At 66.2% G+C, this 16,911-nt stretch carries 14 protein-coding genes and 2 pseudogenes; 6 read left to right on the forward strand and 10 right to left on the reverse strand.

Annotation, left to right across the window (positions count from 1 at the left end; genetic code table 11):
- The 6 genes from WBG82_RS06210 to WBG82_RS06235 all read right to left on the reverse strand — a co-directional run.
- Positions 1 to 1,254 (reverse strand): class I SAM-dependent RNA methyltransferase (locus WBG82_RS06210; RefSeq protein ID WP_424422705.1); only part of this gene is annotated, 1,254 nt, incomplete at its 3' end.
- Entirely contained in the window at positions 1,247 to 2,005 is a 759-nt protein-coding gene (locus WBG82_RS06215) for a TlyA family RNA methyltransferase (RefSeq protein WP_424422708.1), read from the reverse strand. The genes WBG82_RS06215 and WBG82_RS06210, both read right to left, overlap by 8 nt.
- 7 nt (positions 2,006 to 2,012) lie before the next feature.
- Positions 2,013 to 3,965, reverse strand: a complete 1,953-nt coding sequence (gene dxs / locus WBG82_RS06220) for a 1-deoxy-D-xylulose-5-phosphate synthase (RefSeq protein ID WP_424422711.1) — start codon at positions 3,963 to 3,965, stop codon at positions 2,013 to 2,015.
- Between the two features lie 45 nt (positions 3,966 to 4,010).
- A complete protein-coding gene (locus tag WBG82_RS06225; RefSeq protein ID WP_424422714.1) occupies positions 4,011 to 4,910 on the reverse strand; it encodes a polyprenyl synthetase family protein in 900 nt (299 codons plus the stop codon).
- Complete coding sequence (locus WBG82_RS06230) at positions 4,907 to 5,155, reverse strand: exodeoxyribonuclease VII small subunit (RefSeq protein ID WP_324297255.1); 249 nt, start codon at positions 5,153 to 5,155, stop codon at positions 4,907 to 4,909. The genes WBG82_RS06225 and WBG82_RS06230 overlap by 4 nt, the downstream gene beginning before the upstream one ends.
- A 16-nt stretch (positions 5,156 to 5,171) precedes the next feature.
- Positions 5,172 to 6,101, reverse strand: a complete 930-nt coding sequence (locus WBG82_RS06235; RefSeq protein WP_424422717.1) for a histone deacetylase family protein — start codon at positions 6,099 to 6,101, stop codon at positions 5,172 to 5,174.
- 200 nt (positions 6,102 to 6,301) lie between these two features.
- Between WBG82_RS06235 and WBG82_RS06240 the strand changes: the two are divergent.
- Together WBG82_RS06240 and WBG82_RS06245 are read left to right on the forward strand one after the other, a co-directional pair.
- Positions 6,302 to 6,772 (forward strand): annotated as a pseudogene (locus tag WBG82_RS06240) (protoglobin domain-containing protein); the annotation flags it as partial.
- Positions 6,773 to 7,150: 378 nt separating this feature from the next.
- Positions 7,151 to 7,675: pseudogene (locus WBG82_RS06245) on the forward strand (methyl-accepting chemotaxis protein); the annotation flags it as partial.
- 52 nt (positions 7,676 to 7,727) lie between these two features.
- Here WBG82_RS06245 and WBG82_RS06250 read toward each other — a convergent pair.
- Entirely contained in the window at positions 7,728 to 8,783 is a 1,056-nt protein-coding gene (locus tag WBG82_RS06250) for an MBL fold metallo-hydrolase (protein ID WP_424422719.1), read from the reverse strand.
- Between the two features lie 89 nt (positions 8,784 to 8,872).
- Positions 8,873 to 10,663: an acyl-CoA dehydrogenase gene (locus tag WBG82_RS06255; RefSeq protein WP_424422722.1), complete on the reverse strand. Its 1,791-nt coding sequence runs from the start codon at positions 10,661 to 10,663 to the stop codon at positions 8,873 to 8,875.
- Positions 10,664 to 10,750: 87 nt separating this feature from the next.
- Between WBG82_RS06255 and WBG82_RS06260 the strand changes: the two genes are divergently transcribed.
- Both WBG82_RS06260 and WBG82_RS06265 read left to right on the forward strand, forming a co-directional pair.
- Positions 10,751 to 11,575 (forward strand): SDR family NAD(P)-dependent oxidoreductase, encoded by an 825-nt coding sequence (locus WBG82_RS06260; RefSeq protein WP_424422725.1) that lies wholly within the window; start codon positions 10,751 to 10,753, stop codon positions 11,573 to 11,575.
- Positions 11,565 to 12,545 (forward strand): L-threonylcarbamoyladenylate synthase, encoded by a 981-nt coding sequence (locus WBG82_RS06265; protein WP_424422727.1) that lies wholly within the window; start codon positions 11,565 to 11,567, stop codon positions 12,543 to 12,545. Before WBG82_RS06260 ends, WBG82_RS06265 begins: the two co-directional genes overlap by 11 nt.
- Before the next feature lie 17 nt (positions 12,546 to 12,562).
- On the opposite strand, the gene WBG82_RS06270 is transcribed toward WBG82_RS06265, so the two are convergent.
- Complete coding sequence (locus WBG82_RS06270; RefSeq protein ID WP_424422730.1) at positions 12,563 to 13,057, reverse strand: TIGR00645 family protein; 495 nt, start codon at positions 13,055 to 13,057, stop codon at positions 12,563 to 12,565.
- A gap of 56 nt (positions 13,058 to 13,113) precedes the next feature.
- A complete protein-coding gene (locus tag WBG82_RS06275; RefSeq protein WP_424422733.1) occupies positions 13,114 to 14,010 on the reverse strand; it encodes a VOC family protein in 897 nt (298 codons plus the stop codon).
- Positions 14,011 to 14,113: 103 nt separating this feature from the next.
- Between WBG82_RS06275 and WBG82_RS06280 the strand changes: the two genes are divergently transcribed.
- Both WBG82_RS06280 and WBG82_RS06285 read left to right on the forward strand, forming a co-directional pair.
- Positions 14,114 to 15,478 (forward strand): serine hydrolase domain-containing protein, encoded by a 1,365-nt coding sequence (locus WBG82_RS06280; RefSeq protein WP_424422735.1) that lies wholly within the window; start codon positions 14,114 to 14,116, stop codon positions 15,476 to 15,478.
- Between the two features lie 26 nt (positions 15,479 to 15,504).
- Complete coding sequence (locus tag WBG82_RS06285; RefSeq protein ID WP_424422737.1) at positions 15,505 to 16,899, forward strand: FAD-binding oxidoreductase; 1,395 nt, start codon at positions 15,505 to 15,507, stop codon at positions 16,897 to 16,899.
- Positions 16,900 to 16,911: the final 12 nt, after the last annotated feature.

Below are 16,911 nucleotides of genomic sequence, written 5' to 3' on the forward strand. Positions count from 1 at the left end.
CAGACCGACGAGTTCAATATGGGGCGACCAGAGGAATTGGTCCACCGGCGTTACACGCAAAAGCCTGTAACCGCCATCGACGAGGAGGCGCGCATCCCGCGCGAAAGTGGCCGGATTGCAGGAGACGGCGAGAATGAGCGGCACGGAGGAACGCGCGAGCATTTCCGCCTGCGCTGCCGCGCCCGCCCGCGGCGGATCAAAGACGACGGCGTCGATCTTTTCGAGGTCGGACGGAAGCATCGGGCGGCGGAAAAGATCGCGGGTGAGAAGCTCGACCGGCTTGAGGCCGAGCGCTGGCCCCTGCGCGCGCAGGGCGCGATCGAGCGCCGCGAGCTGCGGCTTCTCGCCCTCGACGGCGAGAACGGCGGCCCGCCTTGCAAGCGCGGCGGTGAACGTGCCGCAACCGGCGAAGAGATCGGCAACGCGCTTTGACCCACCCACCGCTTCGAGAACGAGGCGGACAAGCGCCGCCTCGCCTTCTGCCGTCGCCTGAAGGAAGGCGCCGGGCGGCGGTGATACGCGAAGACCGGAAAGCGTCACCTGGGGCGCCCGGCGCTCGGCAATGAGTTCGCCATTCCAGGCAAGACGCGCAAGGTCGATGGCGGTGGCGCGCCGGGCAAGCTCGGCGCGAAGCGGGCCGTCGATCTCCTTGCCGCCCGAGACGGCGACATCGAGCCCCGTTTCCGTCGCGGTGACGGCGAGCGCGGCGCGACCCTTGCGCGACAGGCCGGGCTCGACAAGATCCGCGAGCCCTTCAAGCGCGCGCTCTATCTCCGGCACCACGAGCGGGCATTCCGCAATGGCGACGATGGTGTGGCTGGCGCGGCCGTAATAGCCGATGGTGACGCCCTTTTTCGTCCGCGTCGCGGCGAGCGTCGCGCGGCGCCGGCTCCGCGGCTCGGCGGGGATGAGCGGATCGACCTCGATCTCGAGCCCGCGGGCGGCGAGCGCGGCCGCGACCTGCTCGCGCTTCCAGTCGCGATAGGCGGACGTCTCGATGTGCTGAAGCGCGCAGCCGCCGCAAGCGCCGAAATGCCTGCATGCGGGCAACGCGCGCTCCGGCGCGGCCGTGAGAACGCCGAGGAGTTCGGCGCGTCCCTCGCCAATATTGCGCACTCGCACGCGCTCGCCGGGAAGCGCGAAGGGCACGAAGAGGGTGCCGTCAGGCGTCTCCGCGATCCCGTCGCCCAGATGCCCGAGCGCGCCGATGACGACCTCGGCTTCGCCCGCCTCGTTCATGCCGGTCTCAGCCATGCACATGCCCCTCAAAGATTGCGGCGACGAGGAACTCCCTGTTGCCGTCGCCGCCCGCGATGGGGCTTTCGGTCACGCCGATGACGCGCCAGCCCGGCATCGCGGCGAGCCATGCGGAAACATCCGCGCAGACTTCGGCATGAAGCGCCGCATCGCGCACGATGCCGCCCTTTCCGACCCTGGCCGGACCGACCTCGAATTGCGGCTTGATGAGCGCGATGAGCCGCGCGCCGGGCGCCGCCAGCGCAAGCGCCGCCGGTAGCGCCTTCTTGAGGCTGATGAAGCTCACATCGCAAACGATGAGTTCCACCGGATGCGATAGATGCGCAGGCGTCAGCTCCTTCGCGTTGAGATTTTCGAGCGAGGTCACGCGGGGGTCGGCGGCAAGCTCGGCCGCAAGCTGGCTATGGCCGACATCGATCGCGGTGACGTGGCTTGCGCCGCGCGCCAGAAGCACCTCCGTGAAGCCCCCCGTCGAGGCGCCGATATCGAGGCAGTAAAGGCCCGCCGGGTCGATGGCGAAGCTGTCGAGCGCATGGGCAAGCTTCAGCGCGCCGCGCGAGACATAGAGATGCGCATGGGGATCGATTTCGATTTCCGCATGCATGTCCACCGCTTGCGATGCCCTGACAGCAGGCTTTCCATCGACATGCACCAGATTGCCGAGAATGGCGGCGCGCGCCCTCGCACGGGACTGGAACAATCCGCGCTCGACCAGAAGCTGATCGAGGCGCATGCGTGCTTCCGCCATGATGCGGTCAGGCGGGCGTGGGCGCCGCCTGCACGCCGAGCGCGGCAAGCTCGCCGATTTCGTTCTGCCGTCCGAGCGCGGAAAGCGTGGCCTCCACGATCGAGGCCGCATTGAGGCCCGCGACCTCGTTCATCTTCTCCGGCTTGTCCTGATCGATGAAGCAATCCGGGAAAGCGAGAGGCCGGATTCGCAGGCCGTGATCGAGCGCGCCGGAGCGGGCGAGGAAATCGAGAACATGCGAGGCGAAGCCGCCGATCGCGCCCTCCTCGACGGTGATGAGCACCTCATGCTCGCGGGCGAGCCGCGCGACGAGTTCCTCATCGAGAGGCTTTGCGAAACGCGCATCGGCCACCGTGGTCGAAAGGCCGAGCGCGGCAAGCTGGTCCGCCGCCTTCAGCGCTTCGGAAAGGCGCGTTCCGAGCGAGAGGATCGCGACCTTCGTGCCTTCGCGGACGATGCGGCCCTTGCCGATTTCGAGCGGCGTTCCGATGGCGGGCAATTCGACGCCGACACCCTCGCCGCGCGGATAGCGGAAGGCGGAAGGCCGGTCGTCGATTTCTACGGCGGTAGCAACCATGTGGCGCAGTTCCGCCTCGTCGGCCGCCGCCATGACGACGAAATCTGGCAGGCAGGACAGATAGGTGATGTCGAAGGAACCGGCATGGGTCGGCCCGTCCGCGCCGACGAGCCCGGCCCGGTCGATGGCGAAGCGCACGGGGAGGCGCTGGATCGCCACGTCATGCACGACCTGATCATAGGCGCGCTGGAGGAAGGTCGAGTAGATGGCGCAGAAGGGCTTGTAGCCTTCGGTCGCGAGTCCGGCCGCGAAGGTCACGGCATGCTGCTCGGCGATGCCGACATCGAATGTCCGCTCCGGGAAGCGGGTGCCGAAGAGATCGAGCCCGGTTCCCGAGGGCATGGCCGCCGTGATGGCGACGATCTTGTCGTCCTTCTCCGCATGAGCGACGAGGCTTTCGGCGAAAACCTTGGTGTAGGACGGCGCGTTCGACACCGCCTTCGCCTGCGCCCCGGTGATGACGTCGAATTTGGAGACGCCGTGATATTTGTCTTCCGCCGCTTCGGCGGGCGCGTAGCCCTTGCCCTTCTGCGTCACCACATGGACGAGGATCGGCCCCTCGCCCGCATCGCGCACATTCTTGAGCACGGGCAGCAGGTGGTCGAGATTGTGGCCGTCGATCGGGCCGACATAGAAAAGGCCCAGTTCCTCGAAGAGCGTGCCGCCGCCGGTGGCGAGCCCGCGCGCATATTCCTCCGCGCGGCGCGCGCGCTCCTCGATGCTCTTGGGGAATATCTGCGCGATCTCCTTGGCGAGATTGCGCATGGAGCGATAGGCGCTGCCAGAAATCAGGCGCGCGAGATAGGCGCTCATGCCGCCGACGGGCGGCGCGATCGACATGTCGTTGTCGTTGAGGATGATGATGAGCCGGCTGTCCATGGAGCCGGCATTGTTCATCGCCTCATAGGCCATGCCGGCCGACATGGCGCCGTCGCCGATGACCGCGATGACGTTGTTCTTGCCGCCCTTGAGATCGCGGGCGACCGCCATGCCGAGGCCGGCGGAAATCGAGGTCGAGGAATGGGCGGCGCCGAAGGGGTCGTATTCGCTCTCCGCGCGCTTGGTGAAGCCCGACAGCCCGCCTGCCATGCGGAGCGTGCGGATGCGGTCGCGGCGGCCGGTGAGAATCTTGTGCGGATAGGCCTGGTGGCCGACGTCCCAGATGAGGCGGTCGTCCGGCGTGTTGAAGACGTAATGGAGCGCGACGGTCAGTTCGACCACGCCAAGCCCCGCGCCCAGATGTCCGCCTGTTACCGAGACGGCGTCGATCGTTTCAGCCCGCAGTTCATCCGCAAGCTGACGAAGATCGGATTCGGGCAGCATTCGCACATCCGCAGGAGTGCGAATGCGATCTAGCAACGGGGTCACAAGTTTATTGCTCAAGTCATACCTCGGCCGGAGCCGGTCATGGCCCGGACGGCCCGGGCCTCAATTTCGGCGGTTTATAACGAAACGCGCGGCCTCACGCAAAAGGTCAGCCTTTTCATCAAACAAATCAAGGTGTTGGATGGCCTGTTCGGAAAGCATTTCTGCCTGGGCGCGGGCCCGTTCGGCGCCGAGGATCGACACGAAGGTCGCCTTTCCGGCCTCGGCATCCTTGCCGGTGGCCTTGCCGACCACGGCCGCCTCACCCTCGGCATCGAGCAGGTCGTCGGCGATCTGATAGGCGAGCCCCATATCGTGTGCGTAGGCGTGAAGGGCGTGGTGCGCCTCTTCCGAGGCACGGCCGAGCACGGCGCCCGCCTCGCAGGAAAAGGCGATGAGAGCCCCGGTTTTCAGCCGCTGGAGCCTCGTGATGGAGCCGATATCGAGCGCCACCCCTTCGCTTGCGAGGTCGATCATCTGGCCGCCCACCATGCCCCGGCCGCCCGCCGCCTCGGCGAGACGGCGGACAAGCTCGACGCGAACGCGGGCGCGCTCATGCGTGTCGGTATCGGCCAGAAGCTCGAAGGCGAGCGTCAGCAGCGCATCGCCCGCGAGCACCGCCGTCGCCTCGTCGAACTTGCGATGCACGGTCGGCTGCCCGCGCCTCAGATCGTCATCGTCCATGCAGGGCAGATCGTCATGGATGAGCGAATAGGTATGCACGCACTCGACTGCGGCCGCGGCCCGCAGCGCCGATTCCTCGCGCACATCGAAGAGCCGGGCGCTCTCGCAGACGAGAAATGGACGAAAGCGCTTGCCGCCCGCGAAAACCGCATAGCTCATGGCATCGAACAGGCGGGATTCGGGGCCCTCCGCCTGTGGCAGCAGCGCCTTGAGCGCCGCCTCGACCTTCAGGTTCGCGGCGGCGAGCGCTTCGTCGAACCTCCTCACGCGTCCAGTCATTCGACGTCCAGCGGCTCCGTGCCCGTGGGCTCGCCGCCGGCCGACAGGGTGATTTTTTCGACCTTGGCTTCGGCCGCCTTGAGGCGCGCCTCGCAATGCGCCTTGAGCCGGTTGCCGCGCTCGTAAAGCTCGATCGACTTCTCGAGTTCGACATTGCCCGATTCGAGCTGGCTCACGATCTTTTCGAGCTGGGCGAGCGCGTCCTCGAAGCTCAGCTTCTCGATATCGGCATTGGGCGTCGCCATGTGGTTCTCCTTCAGATCAGGCCGCGAGCATGAGCGCCCTTACATGCGCCCGGGCGCTGGCGGCAAGCGCGGCCAAGTCATACCCGCCCTCAAGCGTCGAGACAACGCGGCCGCCACAGTGGCGATTGGCGAAACGGACAAGTTCCGTGGTGACCCAGCCATAATCATCCTCCGTCAGCCGCAGATTGGCGAGGGGATCGGCCGCATGAGCGTCGAATCCGGCCGAGATGAACAGAAATTCCGGCTGAAACCGCTCGAGCGCGGGCAGAACGGCGTCACTGATGGCTTCGCGGAATTCCGCCGAGCCCGCGCCGGGAGGCAGGGTTCTGTTCAGAATATTGCCGATGCCGCGCTCCCCTGCCCGCCCCGTGCCGGGATAAAGCGGCCATTGATGCGTCGAGGCGTAGAAAAGGCTCCCATCCGTCTCGAAGCAGGCTTGCGTGCCATTGCCGTGATGCACGTCGAAATCGACGACCGCGACGCGCGAGAGCCCGTGAACGTCGCGGGCATGAAGCGCGCCAATGGCGACGTTGTTGAACAGGCAGAATCCCATGGCCTGATCGGGCTCGGCGTGATGGCCCGGCGGACGGACGGCGCAGAAGGCATTGCGCGCGCGCCCCGCCATCACCTCGTCGACAGCGTGGATGACCGCGCCCGCCGCGCGGAACGCCGCCTCGACCGAGCCCGGCGACATGGTGGTGTCCGCGTCGATCCTGCGAAAGCCCTGCTCCGGCGCCCCGTTCAGGATCGTCTCGACATGGATCGGCGGATGCACCCGCTCGATCGCCTCGATGGTCGCTTCCGGAGCCTCGACACGCTGAAGCAGCGCGAATTCCTCCGCCTCGAGGGCCTGGAGGACAGCGCGAAGCCTCTCCGGACATTCGGGATGGCCGGGCGGGGTCTCATGGCGGAAACAGGCCGGATGGGTGAGGAGCAAAGTTTCCATAATTATGACGCTTCATACTCGACAGGACGAATGGCGAGTCTAGCCGGAAGGCTGGCCCGCTCCTAATCGGCCTCCCCCGAGCGGCGAATAAAATTCGTACGGCCACGAATGACGGTGAGGGCTTCTTAACTCCCGCCAGCAGATAAACCCAAGTTCAGTTTTATCCACGCGCCCAGCCGCGCACATAAGGCAGTCGAAAATTGAGCACAGAGTTCTCCCGCGAGGAACGCCTCGCCTTCCTGCGTATCGGAACGGATTCCCGGACCAGCGACGCCTACAGAGACCTTTCGCAGGTTCTCGCCAAGAAGATCAGCGGCATTCTCGACAGCTTCTACCTGCACATCGACAGGCAGCCCGAAACGGCGCCCCTCATGCGCGGCGCCGGCAAGGTCGACCGGCTGAAGGCGGCGCAGCGCCAGCACTGGACTTCGCTTTTCGACGGCACCTTCAGCGCATCCTTTCTTCAGCAGGCGCAGAGGATCGGCGAGACGCATGAGCGCATCGGCCTGCCGCCGCGCTGGTATATCGGCGGCTACGCTTTCATCGTGTCCGAACTCATCCCCGAACTCGTCGCCGAATACAGGCGCAAGCCCGAGCGGCTCTCGGCCGTGCTCGTAGCGGCGATGAAGGCCATCTTCCTCGATATGGATATCGCCATCTCCGTCTATAACGACAGGGGCGAGGAAAAGCGCGAGGAAGAGCTTGCCGCGGTCGCCAAGCGGCTCGAGATGGAGATCGGCGCGGCGCTCGATGCGGTCGTCGCCCGCAGCGCCGATGTCAATGAGGGCGCCGACGAGATCAGGCGCTTCATGACCACCATCGAGACACATACCAGCGACGTGGCCGCCGCCTCGCAGCAGGCGACCGAGAACGTCCAGACGAGCGCGGAGGCAACGCGCGAGCTGTCGGACGCGGTGCGCGACGTCGAAATGCAGGCGGGCCATTCCGTCGCGATCACGCAGGAGGCGGTCAATCGCGCGCAGCGCGCAGGCGTCAGCATCGAACAGCTCGCAGGCGCCAGCCAGAACATTTCCGAGACGGTGCGCCTCATCGCCGAAATTGCCAGCCAGACAAATCTCCTCGCGCTGAACGCGACGATCGAGGCAGCACGGGCAGGCGAGGCGGGCAAGGGCTTTGCTGTCGTCGCCTCCGAGGTGAAATCGCTCGCGAACCAGACAGCGCGCGCGACGGACGGCATCACGGCCCAGGTCGCCAATATCCAGGCGGCCATGGCGGATGCCGTGTCGGCGATCCAGGCCATCAATGAAACGATTGCCGAAATCAACGGCATCTCGTCCGGCATCTCGGCGACGGTCGGCGAGCAGACGGCGGCCGCCACCCATATTTCGCGCAATGTCGGCGAGGCCGCGGCAGGCACGCGCGACGTTTCGTCGAAGATCAGCGAAGTGGCGGAGCAGACGCGCAACGCCATGGCGCTCTGCGCGGAGCTGCGCAGCGTTTCGGAGCGGGTCAACCTGTCCGCGGAAACCCTGCGCCACAACGTCGCCGCCATTCTCGCGGATCTGAGCCCGCAAGCGGCCGCGAACTCCACGCCGATGCGCAAGGCGGTCTGAGCGACACCCTCACCTCACGGCTTCGCCCCGGCTCGATGCCGGGGCGGCGCCTTCAGGCGCGGCGATACCAGTTCACGCCCTTCTCGTCGCGGCTCACCACCGCCTCGCCCCGGCCGATCAGGCAATTCAGATGGGCGAGGCTTTCGCCCGTCGCCATGAAGAAGACGTCGGGCCCGATCTTGCGCTTGAAGAGCGCCGGAAAGACGTCGATCGCCCGCTTCGGCTCCGCCAGAAGCTCATGGAGCTTCGACAGCCCTTCCTTATGGCCGTCGATGAGCTGGGTCAGGCGCGCATGGAGCCCGTAAAAGGGCTCGTTATGCGCGGGAAGGACAAGCACATTGTCCGGCAGGCCGGCGCGAAGCCGGTGACAGCTATCGATCCAGTCCTGCAAGGGATTCTCATAGGCTTCGGTCGGATGCACGCTGACATTCGACGAGATGCGCGGCAGGACCTGATCGCCGGAGATGAGGATTTTCGCTTCCTCGCAATAGAGGCAGACATGCTCCGGCGCATGGCCCGAGCCGATAACTACGCGCCAGCTGCGGCCGGCGATGCGCAGCTCGTCGCCTTCCTTCAGCCTGCGGAATATGTCCGGCAGGGGCGAGACGCGCTCGCCGAAATGGCCGAAGCGCTTGGCATAGCTGTCGAGCCCGCGCTGGCTGAAGCCTGCGGCACGATAGAAATCGAGTGCTTCCCTCGGCGCCTCGCGGCCCGTATCGAGAACGAGGTTGCGGCACATCAGGAAATCGGTGCGCGACATCTGAAGCTCGACGCCCCATTCGCGCGTGAACCAGCCGGCGAGCCCCACATGGTCGGGATGGAGATGGGTGACGACGAGGTCCTTGACCGGCTTGCCCTTCAGGCCGCTCGCAAAGACCTGCCGCCAGAGGCCGATAACCTCCTCGCTCGAGACGCCGGTGTCGACCACCGTCCAGCCGTCTTCATCCTCGAGGAGCCAGAGATTGATATGGTCGAGCTGAAAGGGCAGCGGCATTCGCACCCAATAGATACCGGGCGCCGCCTCCATCATTTCCCCATGGGCGGGGATGCGCCCCAGCGGATAGCGGAGGGGGCTCACCTCACGTTCCGCGAGCGAAGCATCTGACATTTGAACTCTCCAACTGTCCTTCCGTGATAGGGAGGCACGGAGCAAACGTCAAATCAGGGTAGAATTTTCCCGGCGAACGCTGGGGAAAGTCAGTTGCCGAGCCCTTCGGCGTCGAGCGCGTAGAGCATGCCCGCGCCGGCCGTGGAAGGCGCGACGAGCCCCGCCGCGAGCGGAAGCTGCTGGGCGGCATAGAAGCCCGCCGTGGCGAGCCGCGCCTGCATGAAGCCGTCGCCGTCGCTGGCCGCCGCCGCGAGAGCGCCGAGCGCGAGGAAATGCCCGCCCGCGACCGTGCCGAAAAGGCGCAGATAGGGGGCCGCGCCGGCAAGGCAGTCGTCGGACGAGGATTTGAGCCGCGCCAGCATCCATGCCGTCGCTTCATCGAGCGCGTCGAGCCCCTTGTCGAGCGCGGAGCCGATGGCCGCGAGGTCGTCGCGGTTGGAGCGCTGGGTACGCGCCACCGTCTCGCGCATTTCGTCGATGAAGGCTCGCACCACCGCGCCATTGCCGAGCGGCAATTTGCGCGTGACGAGGTCGATCGCCTGAATGCCGTTGGTGCCTTCATAGATCGGCAGGATGCGCGCATCGCGATAATACTGCGCCGCGCCCGTCTCCTCGATGAAGCCCATGCCGCCATGGATCTGCACGCCGATGGAAGCGACCTCGACGCCGATATCGGTCGAGAAGCTCTTGGCGATCGGCGTCAGAAGATCGGCGCGCGCGCGGCCCGCCTCGCGCGCCGCTTCATCCGCGCCGTGATGGGCGCTGTCGATGGCGACCGCATTCGCGTAGCAGATGGCGCGCGCCGCCTCGGTGAGCGACTTCATGGTGAGAAGCATCCGCCGCACATCGGGATGGGCGACGATGGGCGCCATTTCGCCCGGAGGCAGATCGGAGCCTGCGGGCCTTCCCTGCCTGCGCTCATTCGCATAGGCGAGCGCATGCTGATAGGCGCGCTCGGCGATGGCCACGCCCTGCGTGCCGACGAGAAGCCGGGCATTGTTCATCATCGTGAACATGCAGGCGAGGCCCCTGTTCTCCTCGCCGATCAGCGTGCCGATGGCGCCGCCCTCGTCGCCATATGACATGACGCAGGTGGGGCTGCCGTGAATGCCGAGCTTTTCCTCGAGCCCGACGCATTTGACATCATTGCGCGCGCCGAGCGAGCCGTCCGGATTGACGAGGAATTTCGGCACGAGGAAGAGCGAGATGCCGCGCGTGCCAGCAGGCGCGTCCGGCAGGCGCGCCAGCACGAGATGGACGATGTTGTCGGCCATGTCGTGATCGCCATAGGTGATGAAGATCTTGGTGCCGGTGATGCGGTAGGTGCCGTCACCCTGCGGCACGGCCTTCGCCTTGAGCGCGTTGAGATCGGAGCCCGCCTGTGGCTCGGTGAGGTTCATGGTGCCGGTCCACTCGCCCGAGACGAGCCTGGCGAGATAGAGCCGCTTCTGCTCTTCCGTGCCATGAGCGGTCAGCGCCTCGATCGCGCCCTGCGAGAGGATGGGGCAGAGGCCGAAGGACATGTTGGCCGCGTTCCACATCTCCTGCATGGCCGTGGCGAGCGCCAGCGGCAGGCCCTGCCCGCCATATTCCGGCGCAGCCGCAAGCGCGCCCCAGCCGCCATCGACCCAGCGCCGATAGGCTTCGGCGAACCCCTTGGGCGTCCTGACGCCATCGGCCTCGAGCCGCGCACCTTCCCGGTCGGCCGACTGGTTGAGCGGCGCCAGCACCTCGCCCGCGAGCTTCGCGCCCTCTTCGAGCACCGCATCGACGAGATCGGGCGTCAGTTCCGCGAACCCGCCTCCGGCGGACAGGCCGCCGAGGCCGGCAACCTCCTGAAGCACGAAAGCCATGTCGCGGACGGGGGCGCGGTAGCTCATGGGATCATCCTCGAAAACTGGATTCTGACAGGCGCGGGCTTTTTATCCTATTCTCGCCGCCGAATGAACCTGTCGAAAGGAAGCAGCATGGCCAGCGGCGAAGCAAAGAGGCGGACGGCGCTCGTCACCGGCGCGTCGGCGGGTATCGGCCGCGAGCTCGCGCTCGTCTTCGCAAGCCACGGCTTCGATGTTGTGCTGGTGGCAAGGCGCGAGGACCGGCTGAAGGATCTCGCGGAGCGCATCGGCAGGGAGCATGGCGTCAGGGCGCATGTGCTGGCGCTCGACCTTGCAGATCCCGCCGCGCCCAGACGCCTCTTCGACGAGATGGCGGCACGCCACATCATGATCGACGCTCTCGTCAACAATGCGGGCTATACCGTGCCCGGCCATTTCCGCGATACGCAATGGGATGACCAGAGGGCTCTCATTCAGGTGATGGTGACGGCGGTGGCGGAGCTTTGCCACCTGTTCGGCCCCGGCATGGCGGCGCGGCAATATGGCCGCATCATCAATGTCGCCTCGCTGGCCGGGCATCTGCCGGGCGCGGCGGGCGGCACGCTCTATGCCGCGAGCAAGGCTTTTGTCATCAAGCTGTCGGAGAGCCTCGCTCTCGAATATCAGGGCCGCAATGTGCATGTGACGGCGCTCTGCCCGGGCTTCACCTATTCGGAGTTCCATGACGTCGCGGGCAATCGCGCCGAGATGAACAAGCTGCCGAAATTCATGTGGATGAACGGCGACGCCGTGGCGCGCGAAGCCTATGAGGCCGTGATGGCGGGAAGGCCCGTCATCATCAATGGCAGGCTCAACAATTTCATCGCGCTTCTGGCGCGGCTTCTGCCCCAGCGCCTCGTCCATGCGCTGATGGCGCGCAACCAGCGCAATGCGAAAGCGAAACCCCGTGCCGCCTGAACTCCTGCCCGCCAACGAAGAAGCCATCGCCCATGCCGGCGCCCTGCTGCGCGAGGGACGGCTCGTCGCCTTTCCGACCGAGACGGTCTATGGCCTCGGCGCGGATGCGACGAATGACAGGGCCGTCGCCTCGATCTTCGAGACGAAGGGAAGACCGACCTTCAATCCGCTCATCGTGCATGTGTCGGGCCGAGAGGAAGCGGCGCGCCACGCCCGCTTCACGCCGGAGGCCGATGCGCTCGCCCGCGCCTTCTGGCCCGGCGGCATCACGCTTGTACTTCCGCGCCTCGCCACGACGCCGATCTCGCTTCTCGTGAGCGCCGGGCTCGACACCGTTGCGCTCCGCGCGCCCGGCCACCCGATCGCGCAGGCGCTCATCCGCGCGGCAGGCCGCCCGATCGCCGCTCCGTCCGCCAATGCGTCGGGCGAGGTGAGCCCGACACGGGCGCAGCATGTGATGGCATCGCTCGGCACGCGCGAGGCGCTCGCCCTCATCCTCGACGGGGGCTCGTGCCCGCTCGGCCTCGAATCGACCGTCATCGGTTTCCCGGAAAGAGGCGCCCCCACCCTTCTCCGCCCCGGCGCCATCGCGCGCGACGAGATCGAAAAAGTGCTAGGACGAAAGCTCGCCGCCGCCGACGCTGCATCCGGCGAGGCGGGCCGCTCGTCGCCCGGCCAGCTTGCAAGCCATTATGCGCCGCGCGCGCCCCTGCGCCTCGATGTCGAAAATCCGCGCGAGGACGAACTGCTCCTCGCCTTCGGGCCGCATGTGCCGGATTGTTCCCGGCCGGTCATGAACCTTTCGGCCACCGGCGACCTGCAAGAGGCGGCGGCCAACCTCTTCGCCATGCTGCGCTCGCTCGACCAGCTTGCGGAAGGCCGCGCCATCGCGGTCATGCCCGTTCCGGCAAGGGGTCTTGGCGAGGCGATCAACGACCGCCTGAGGCGAGCCGCAGCGCCGCGCGACTGAGCCGCGGAGCGCGCGGGCTATTTCTTCGCAGAAATGCGCTCGAGCAGGCCCAGAGATACGGCGGAAACGACGAAGGCCATGTGCATGATCGTCATCCACATGATCTTTCCATTGTCGTACTGGCTCGCATTGAGAAAGATCTGCAGCAGATGAATGGACGAGATCGCGACGATGGCCGACGCGACCTTGACCTTCAGGCTGCCGGAATCGAGCTTGCCCAGCCAGTTGAGATCGGTTTTCGACTCATCGAAACGGCTGACGAAATTCTCATAGCTCGAGATCATCACCATGAGCACGAGGCTTGCGACCAGGGCCGCGTCTATCAGGCTCAGCATGGCGAGGATCATGTCGGCCTCGTCATAGGTCAGCACGCCCTTGATGACCTTGAGAAGCTTGACGACGTAGGAACCGGCATAGGCCGCAAGGGCGAGCCCGAGACCGATATAGAAAATGACCAGAATCCAGCGCGCGGAGAGGATGACGCGCTCAACAAAAAGCTCGGCTGACTTCATACGGGTCCTCGATTGATGCTGCCTCAATATGGCATCGCGATCGAAAATTTCCAGCGCTAGTCGGCAGCCGGAACAGGCCCGACGAGCAGGGTCGGTATCCCCATGGTCGGCGGCCTCAGCGTCGCGACCTCGGTGCCCTTCTTGCGGCCGCGGCGCACCTCCGACACCTCGACGCCGTCCCGCAGCAGCCGCTCGCGCATGGCGCTGACGTCGCCAGCCTTCCATGCGAGGCCCCAGTAATGATCGTCGGCAGGCGCCTTCGCCTTGTCGAGCGGTTCGACCACCTCGATGGTCACGCCGCCGAGCCGGAAGAAGAGCTGGCGGACGCCCCATTCCGGCTTCGACTGATCGAGGGCGAGGCGGATGCCGAGCTTGTCGCCGAGAAGCACCTTCAGCGCTTCGGCATCGGCCGTCATGATGACGATGTGATCGAGCGCGGAAATCGCATCCTCGGCGGCCACGCCGTCGCGAAGCTCCGCCGGCGGGAGATTTTCGCGCCGGCTCGTCTCCTCGGTCAGAAGAATGCTGATGCCCCTTGTCAGGCCGGTGGGGATGAGTACGTTGCGCCAGCTGCGGGCCCTGGCGCCGTCCCGCGCCTCGCCCTGGGGCAGCGCGACGGCGGCGAGGCCGCTTGCGGTGAGCGCCCGCGCCGCCCCTTCCGCATCCGGCGTCCTGAGAACGAGGGTCATCACCCCCTCGCCTCTCCAGTCAAGGTAGCGGGTGATCACCTTTCCCCACGGGCCTCCATTGACCGGCTCCACCAGTTCAAGGGCCATGTTGTCGAGCCGAAAAATGACGTGCGCGGTGCCGCCTCCCGGATCGTTGTGGCGCCAGGAGGGCGAACGGCCGAGTATGCGCGTATAGACCTCCTCGGCTTCGGCGAGGTTCTTCACGACGACTATGACGCGCTCCACGGCGTCGACTATCGTCGCTTCGGGCGTTCTTCCGGGCATCTCTTCGGGCATCATTCGACTCTGTACCTGCTAGGATGGGCGCCATGCTAAACTCCGTCCGCGAAATTGCGAAGCCCGCACCGGCCTTTTCATGATTCCAGAAATGTCAGGCATCTCTTCCCGTCTCGACGATCTGACGCGCGCCTTTGGCGTGCCCGGCGCGGCGCTCGCCGTCTGGGCGCGGGGCGAGCTCTCAGAGGCGGCATCGGGCGTGGTCAATATCGAGACGCACGTGCCCGCAACGCCGGACACGCTGTTCCAGATCGGCTCGATCACGAAGCTCTACACGGCCGCCATCTGCCTTCAGCTCGTCGAGGAAGGAAGGCTCGCGCTCGACGAGCCCGTCAGAACGTGGCTGCCGGAGTTCAGCGTCGCCGATGCCGGTGCCAGCGCGCGCATCACGTTGCGCGATCTTCTCACTCACAGGAGCGGCATCGAGGGCGATTTCTTCAAGGATGCCGGGCGCGGCGAGGACCGCATCGCGCGCTTCGTCGGCATGCTCGGCACGCTCGGGCAGGTCCATGCTCCCGGCGCCATGTTTTCCTATTGCAATACGGGCTTCGTCATTGCCGGGCGCCTCATCGAGGTCGCGGGCGGCGAGCCCTGGGACAAGGCCGTGCGCAGGCGCATCGTCAAGCCTCTCGGCACGCCCGCCTTCTCGACCCTGCCCGAACAGGCCATGCGCTACCTAACCGCGATCGGCCATCTCAGCACAGGCGACCGGCTTTTCGTGTCGCCCATCGCCTATCTCGCGCAATCGAACGCGCCCGCAGGCTCGATGCCGATGGCGAGGGCGCGCGATGTCATCGCCTTTGCACGCATGCTGATGAATGGCGGCGCCGCGCAGGACGGCACCCGCATCCTGTCGCCTGAAAGCGTTCGCGCCATGCATGAGATGAACGTCACATGCCCGCCGCGCATGAATATCGACGCCATAGGACTTGCGACCTTCCTGTGGGACTGGGACGGCGACGGACGCTACGAAACCTTCGGGCATGACGGCTCGACCATCGGCCAGGCGGCATGGCTGCGCTACCATCCGGCAAGCGGAACGGCCATGGCCCTCCTCACCAATGGCGGCAACGGCAAGGGGCTCGCGCAAGCCATCATCGGCGAGATCTTCTCGACCCATGCGGGGATCGCTCCGCCCGCGCCGCCCGCCCCCACGCCAGGGCTCGCTCTCGATCTCGCGCGCTATGCAGGGCGCTATGCCAATGTCATGGAGACGGTGGAGGTCGCGGTGGAAGGCGGACAGCTCATCGCCACGACAATCTCCTCGCCCGATTTCGCCGTCATTTCCGGCGGCGGCAAGCGCGTCGCGCTCGCGCCGGTCGAACCCTCGCTGTTCGTCGGCACGCCTCCCGGCATGACGCTTCCGGCGACCTATCATTTCCTCGAAGCGGACGAAGAAGGCCGTCCGCTCATTCTCCATACGGGCGTCCGCGCGCATCGGAGGATCGCATCGTGAAACCGTCGCCGGAAACGCTGTCACGTATGAAGGCCGTTGTCGGGCCGTCGGGCTTCATCGACGCCGCGGACGACATGGCGCCCTATCTCGTCGAGCGGCGCGATCTCTACAAGGGGCGCGCGGCGGCGGTGCTGCGGCCCGCATCAACCGCCGAAGTCTCGGCCCTGATGAAGATCGCGCATGATACGGAAACCCGCATCGTGCCGCAGGGGGGCAATACCGGCCTCGTTGGCGGGCAGGTGCCTTTCGAGACGGGCGAGGAGGTTGTGCTTTCGCTCGCACGGATGAACCGCGTCATCGCGCTCGATGCGGAGAACAACACGCTGACGGTCGAAGCGGGGGTGACGCTTGCCGCCGCGCAGGACGCGGCGCAGGCGGCCGGCCGGCTTTTCCCTCTGAGCCTTGCCTCCGAAGGAAGCTGCGAGATCGGCGGCAACCTCTCGACCAATGCAGGCGGCACGGCGGTTCTCCGCTACGGCAATGCGCGCGATCTCGTGCTCGGCCTTGAAGTCGTGCTCGCGGATGGCCGCGTCTGGAACGGCATGCGCGGCTTGCGCAAGGACAATACGGGCTATGACCTCAAGCAGATTTTTCTCGGTGCGGAGGGAACGCTCGGCGTCATCACCGGCGCCGTTCTGAAGCTCTTTCCCCGCCCCCGCGCGGTCGAAACCTCCTTTGTCGCCGTGCCGGACGTCGAGGCGGCGGTGAGCCTTCTGCGTCTCGCGGACGAGGCGACGGGCGGGCTCGTCACCGGCTTCGAGCTTATGCCGCGCATCGGCATCGAATTCGTGACGAGGCATCTCCCGGGCGCGAGCGACCCTCTCGCGGCGCCCTCGCCATGGTACGTTCTCATCGAGCTTGCCTCGGGCGGTGAAGGCGATGCGCTCTCGCAGGCGCTCGAGGCGATGCTCGAAACCGCCATGGAAAAGGGCCTCGTCACCGACGCCGCCATCGCCCAATCGGGCGCGCAGCGCGCCGAATTCTGGCGTCTGCGCGAAAGCATGTCCGATGTGCAGCGCCTCGAAGGCGGCAGCATCAAGCATGATGTATCGGTGCCGGTTTCGGCCGTCGCGGGTTTCATCGCGCGTGCGAGCCGCGCGGTGGAGAAGGCGCTTCCAGGCATTCGTCCAGTGCCGTTCGGGCATGTCGGGGACGGCAACATCCATTTCAATCTGAGTCAGCCAGAAGGCATGGACAAGCTCGCCTATCTCGCCCGCTGGGACGAGATGAGCGCCATCGTGCATGGCATCGTTCGCGAATATGGCGGCTCTATCAGCGCCGAGCACGGCGTGGGGCGCATGAAGCGCGACGAGATCGCGGCGACGAAATCGCCCGTCGAGATCGAACTGATGCGGACGCTGAAGCGCGCGCTCGACCCGAAGAACATTCTCAATCCGGGCAAGGTCGTTTCGCTCGACTAGCGGGCGTCGATC

The sequence above is a fragment of the Parvibaculum sp. genome (assembly GCF_049671045.1).
Taxonomy (GTDB): domain Bacteria; phylum Pseudomonadota; class Alphaproteobacteria; order Parvibaculales; family Parvibaculaceae; genus Parvibaculum.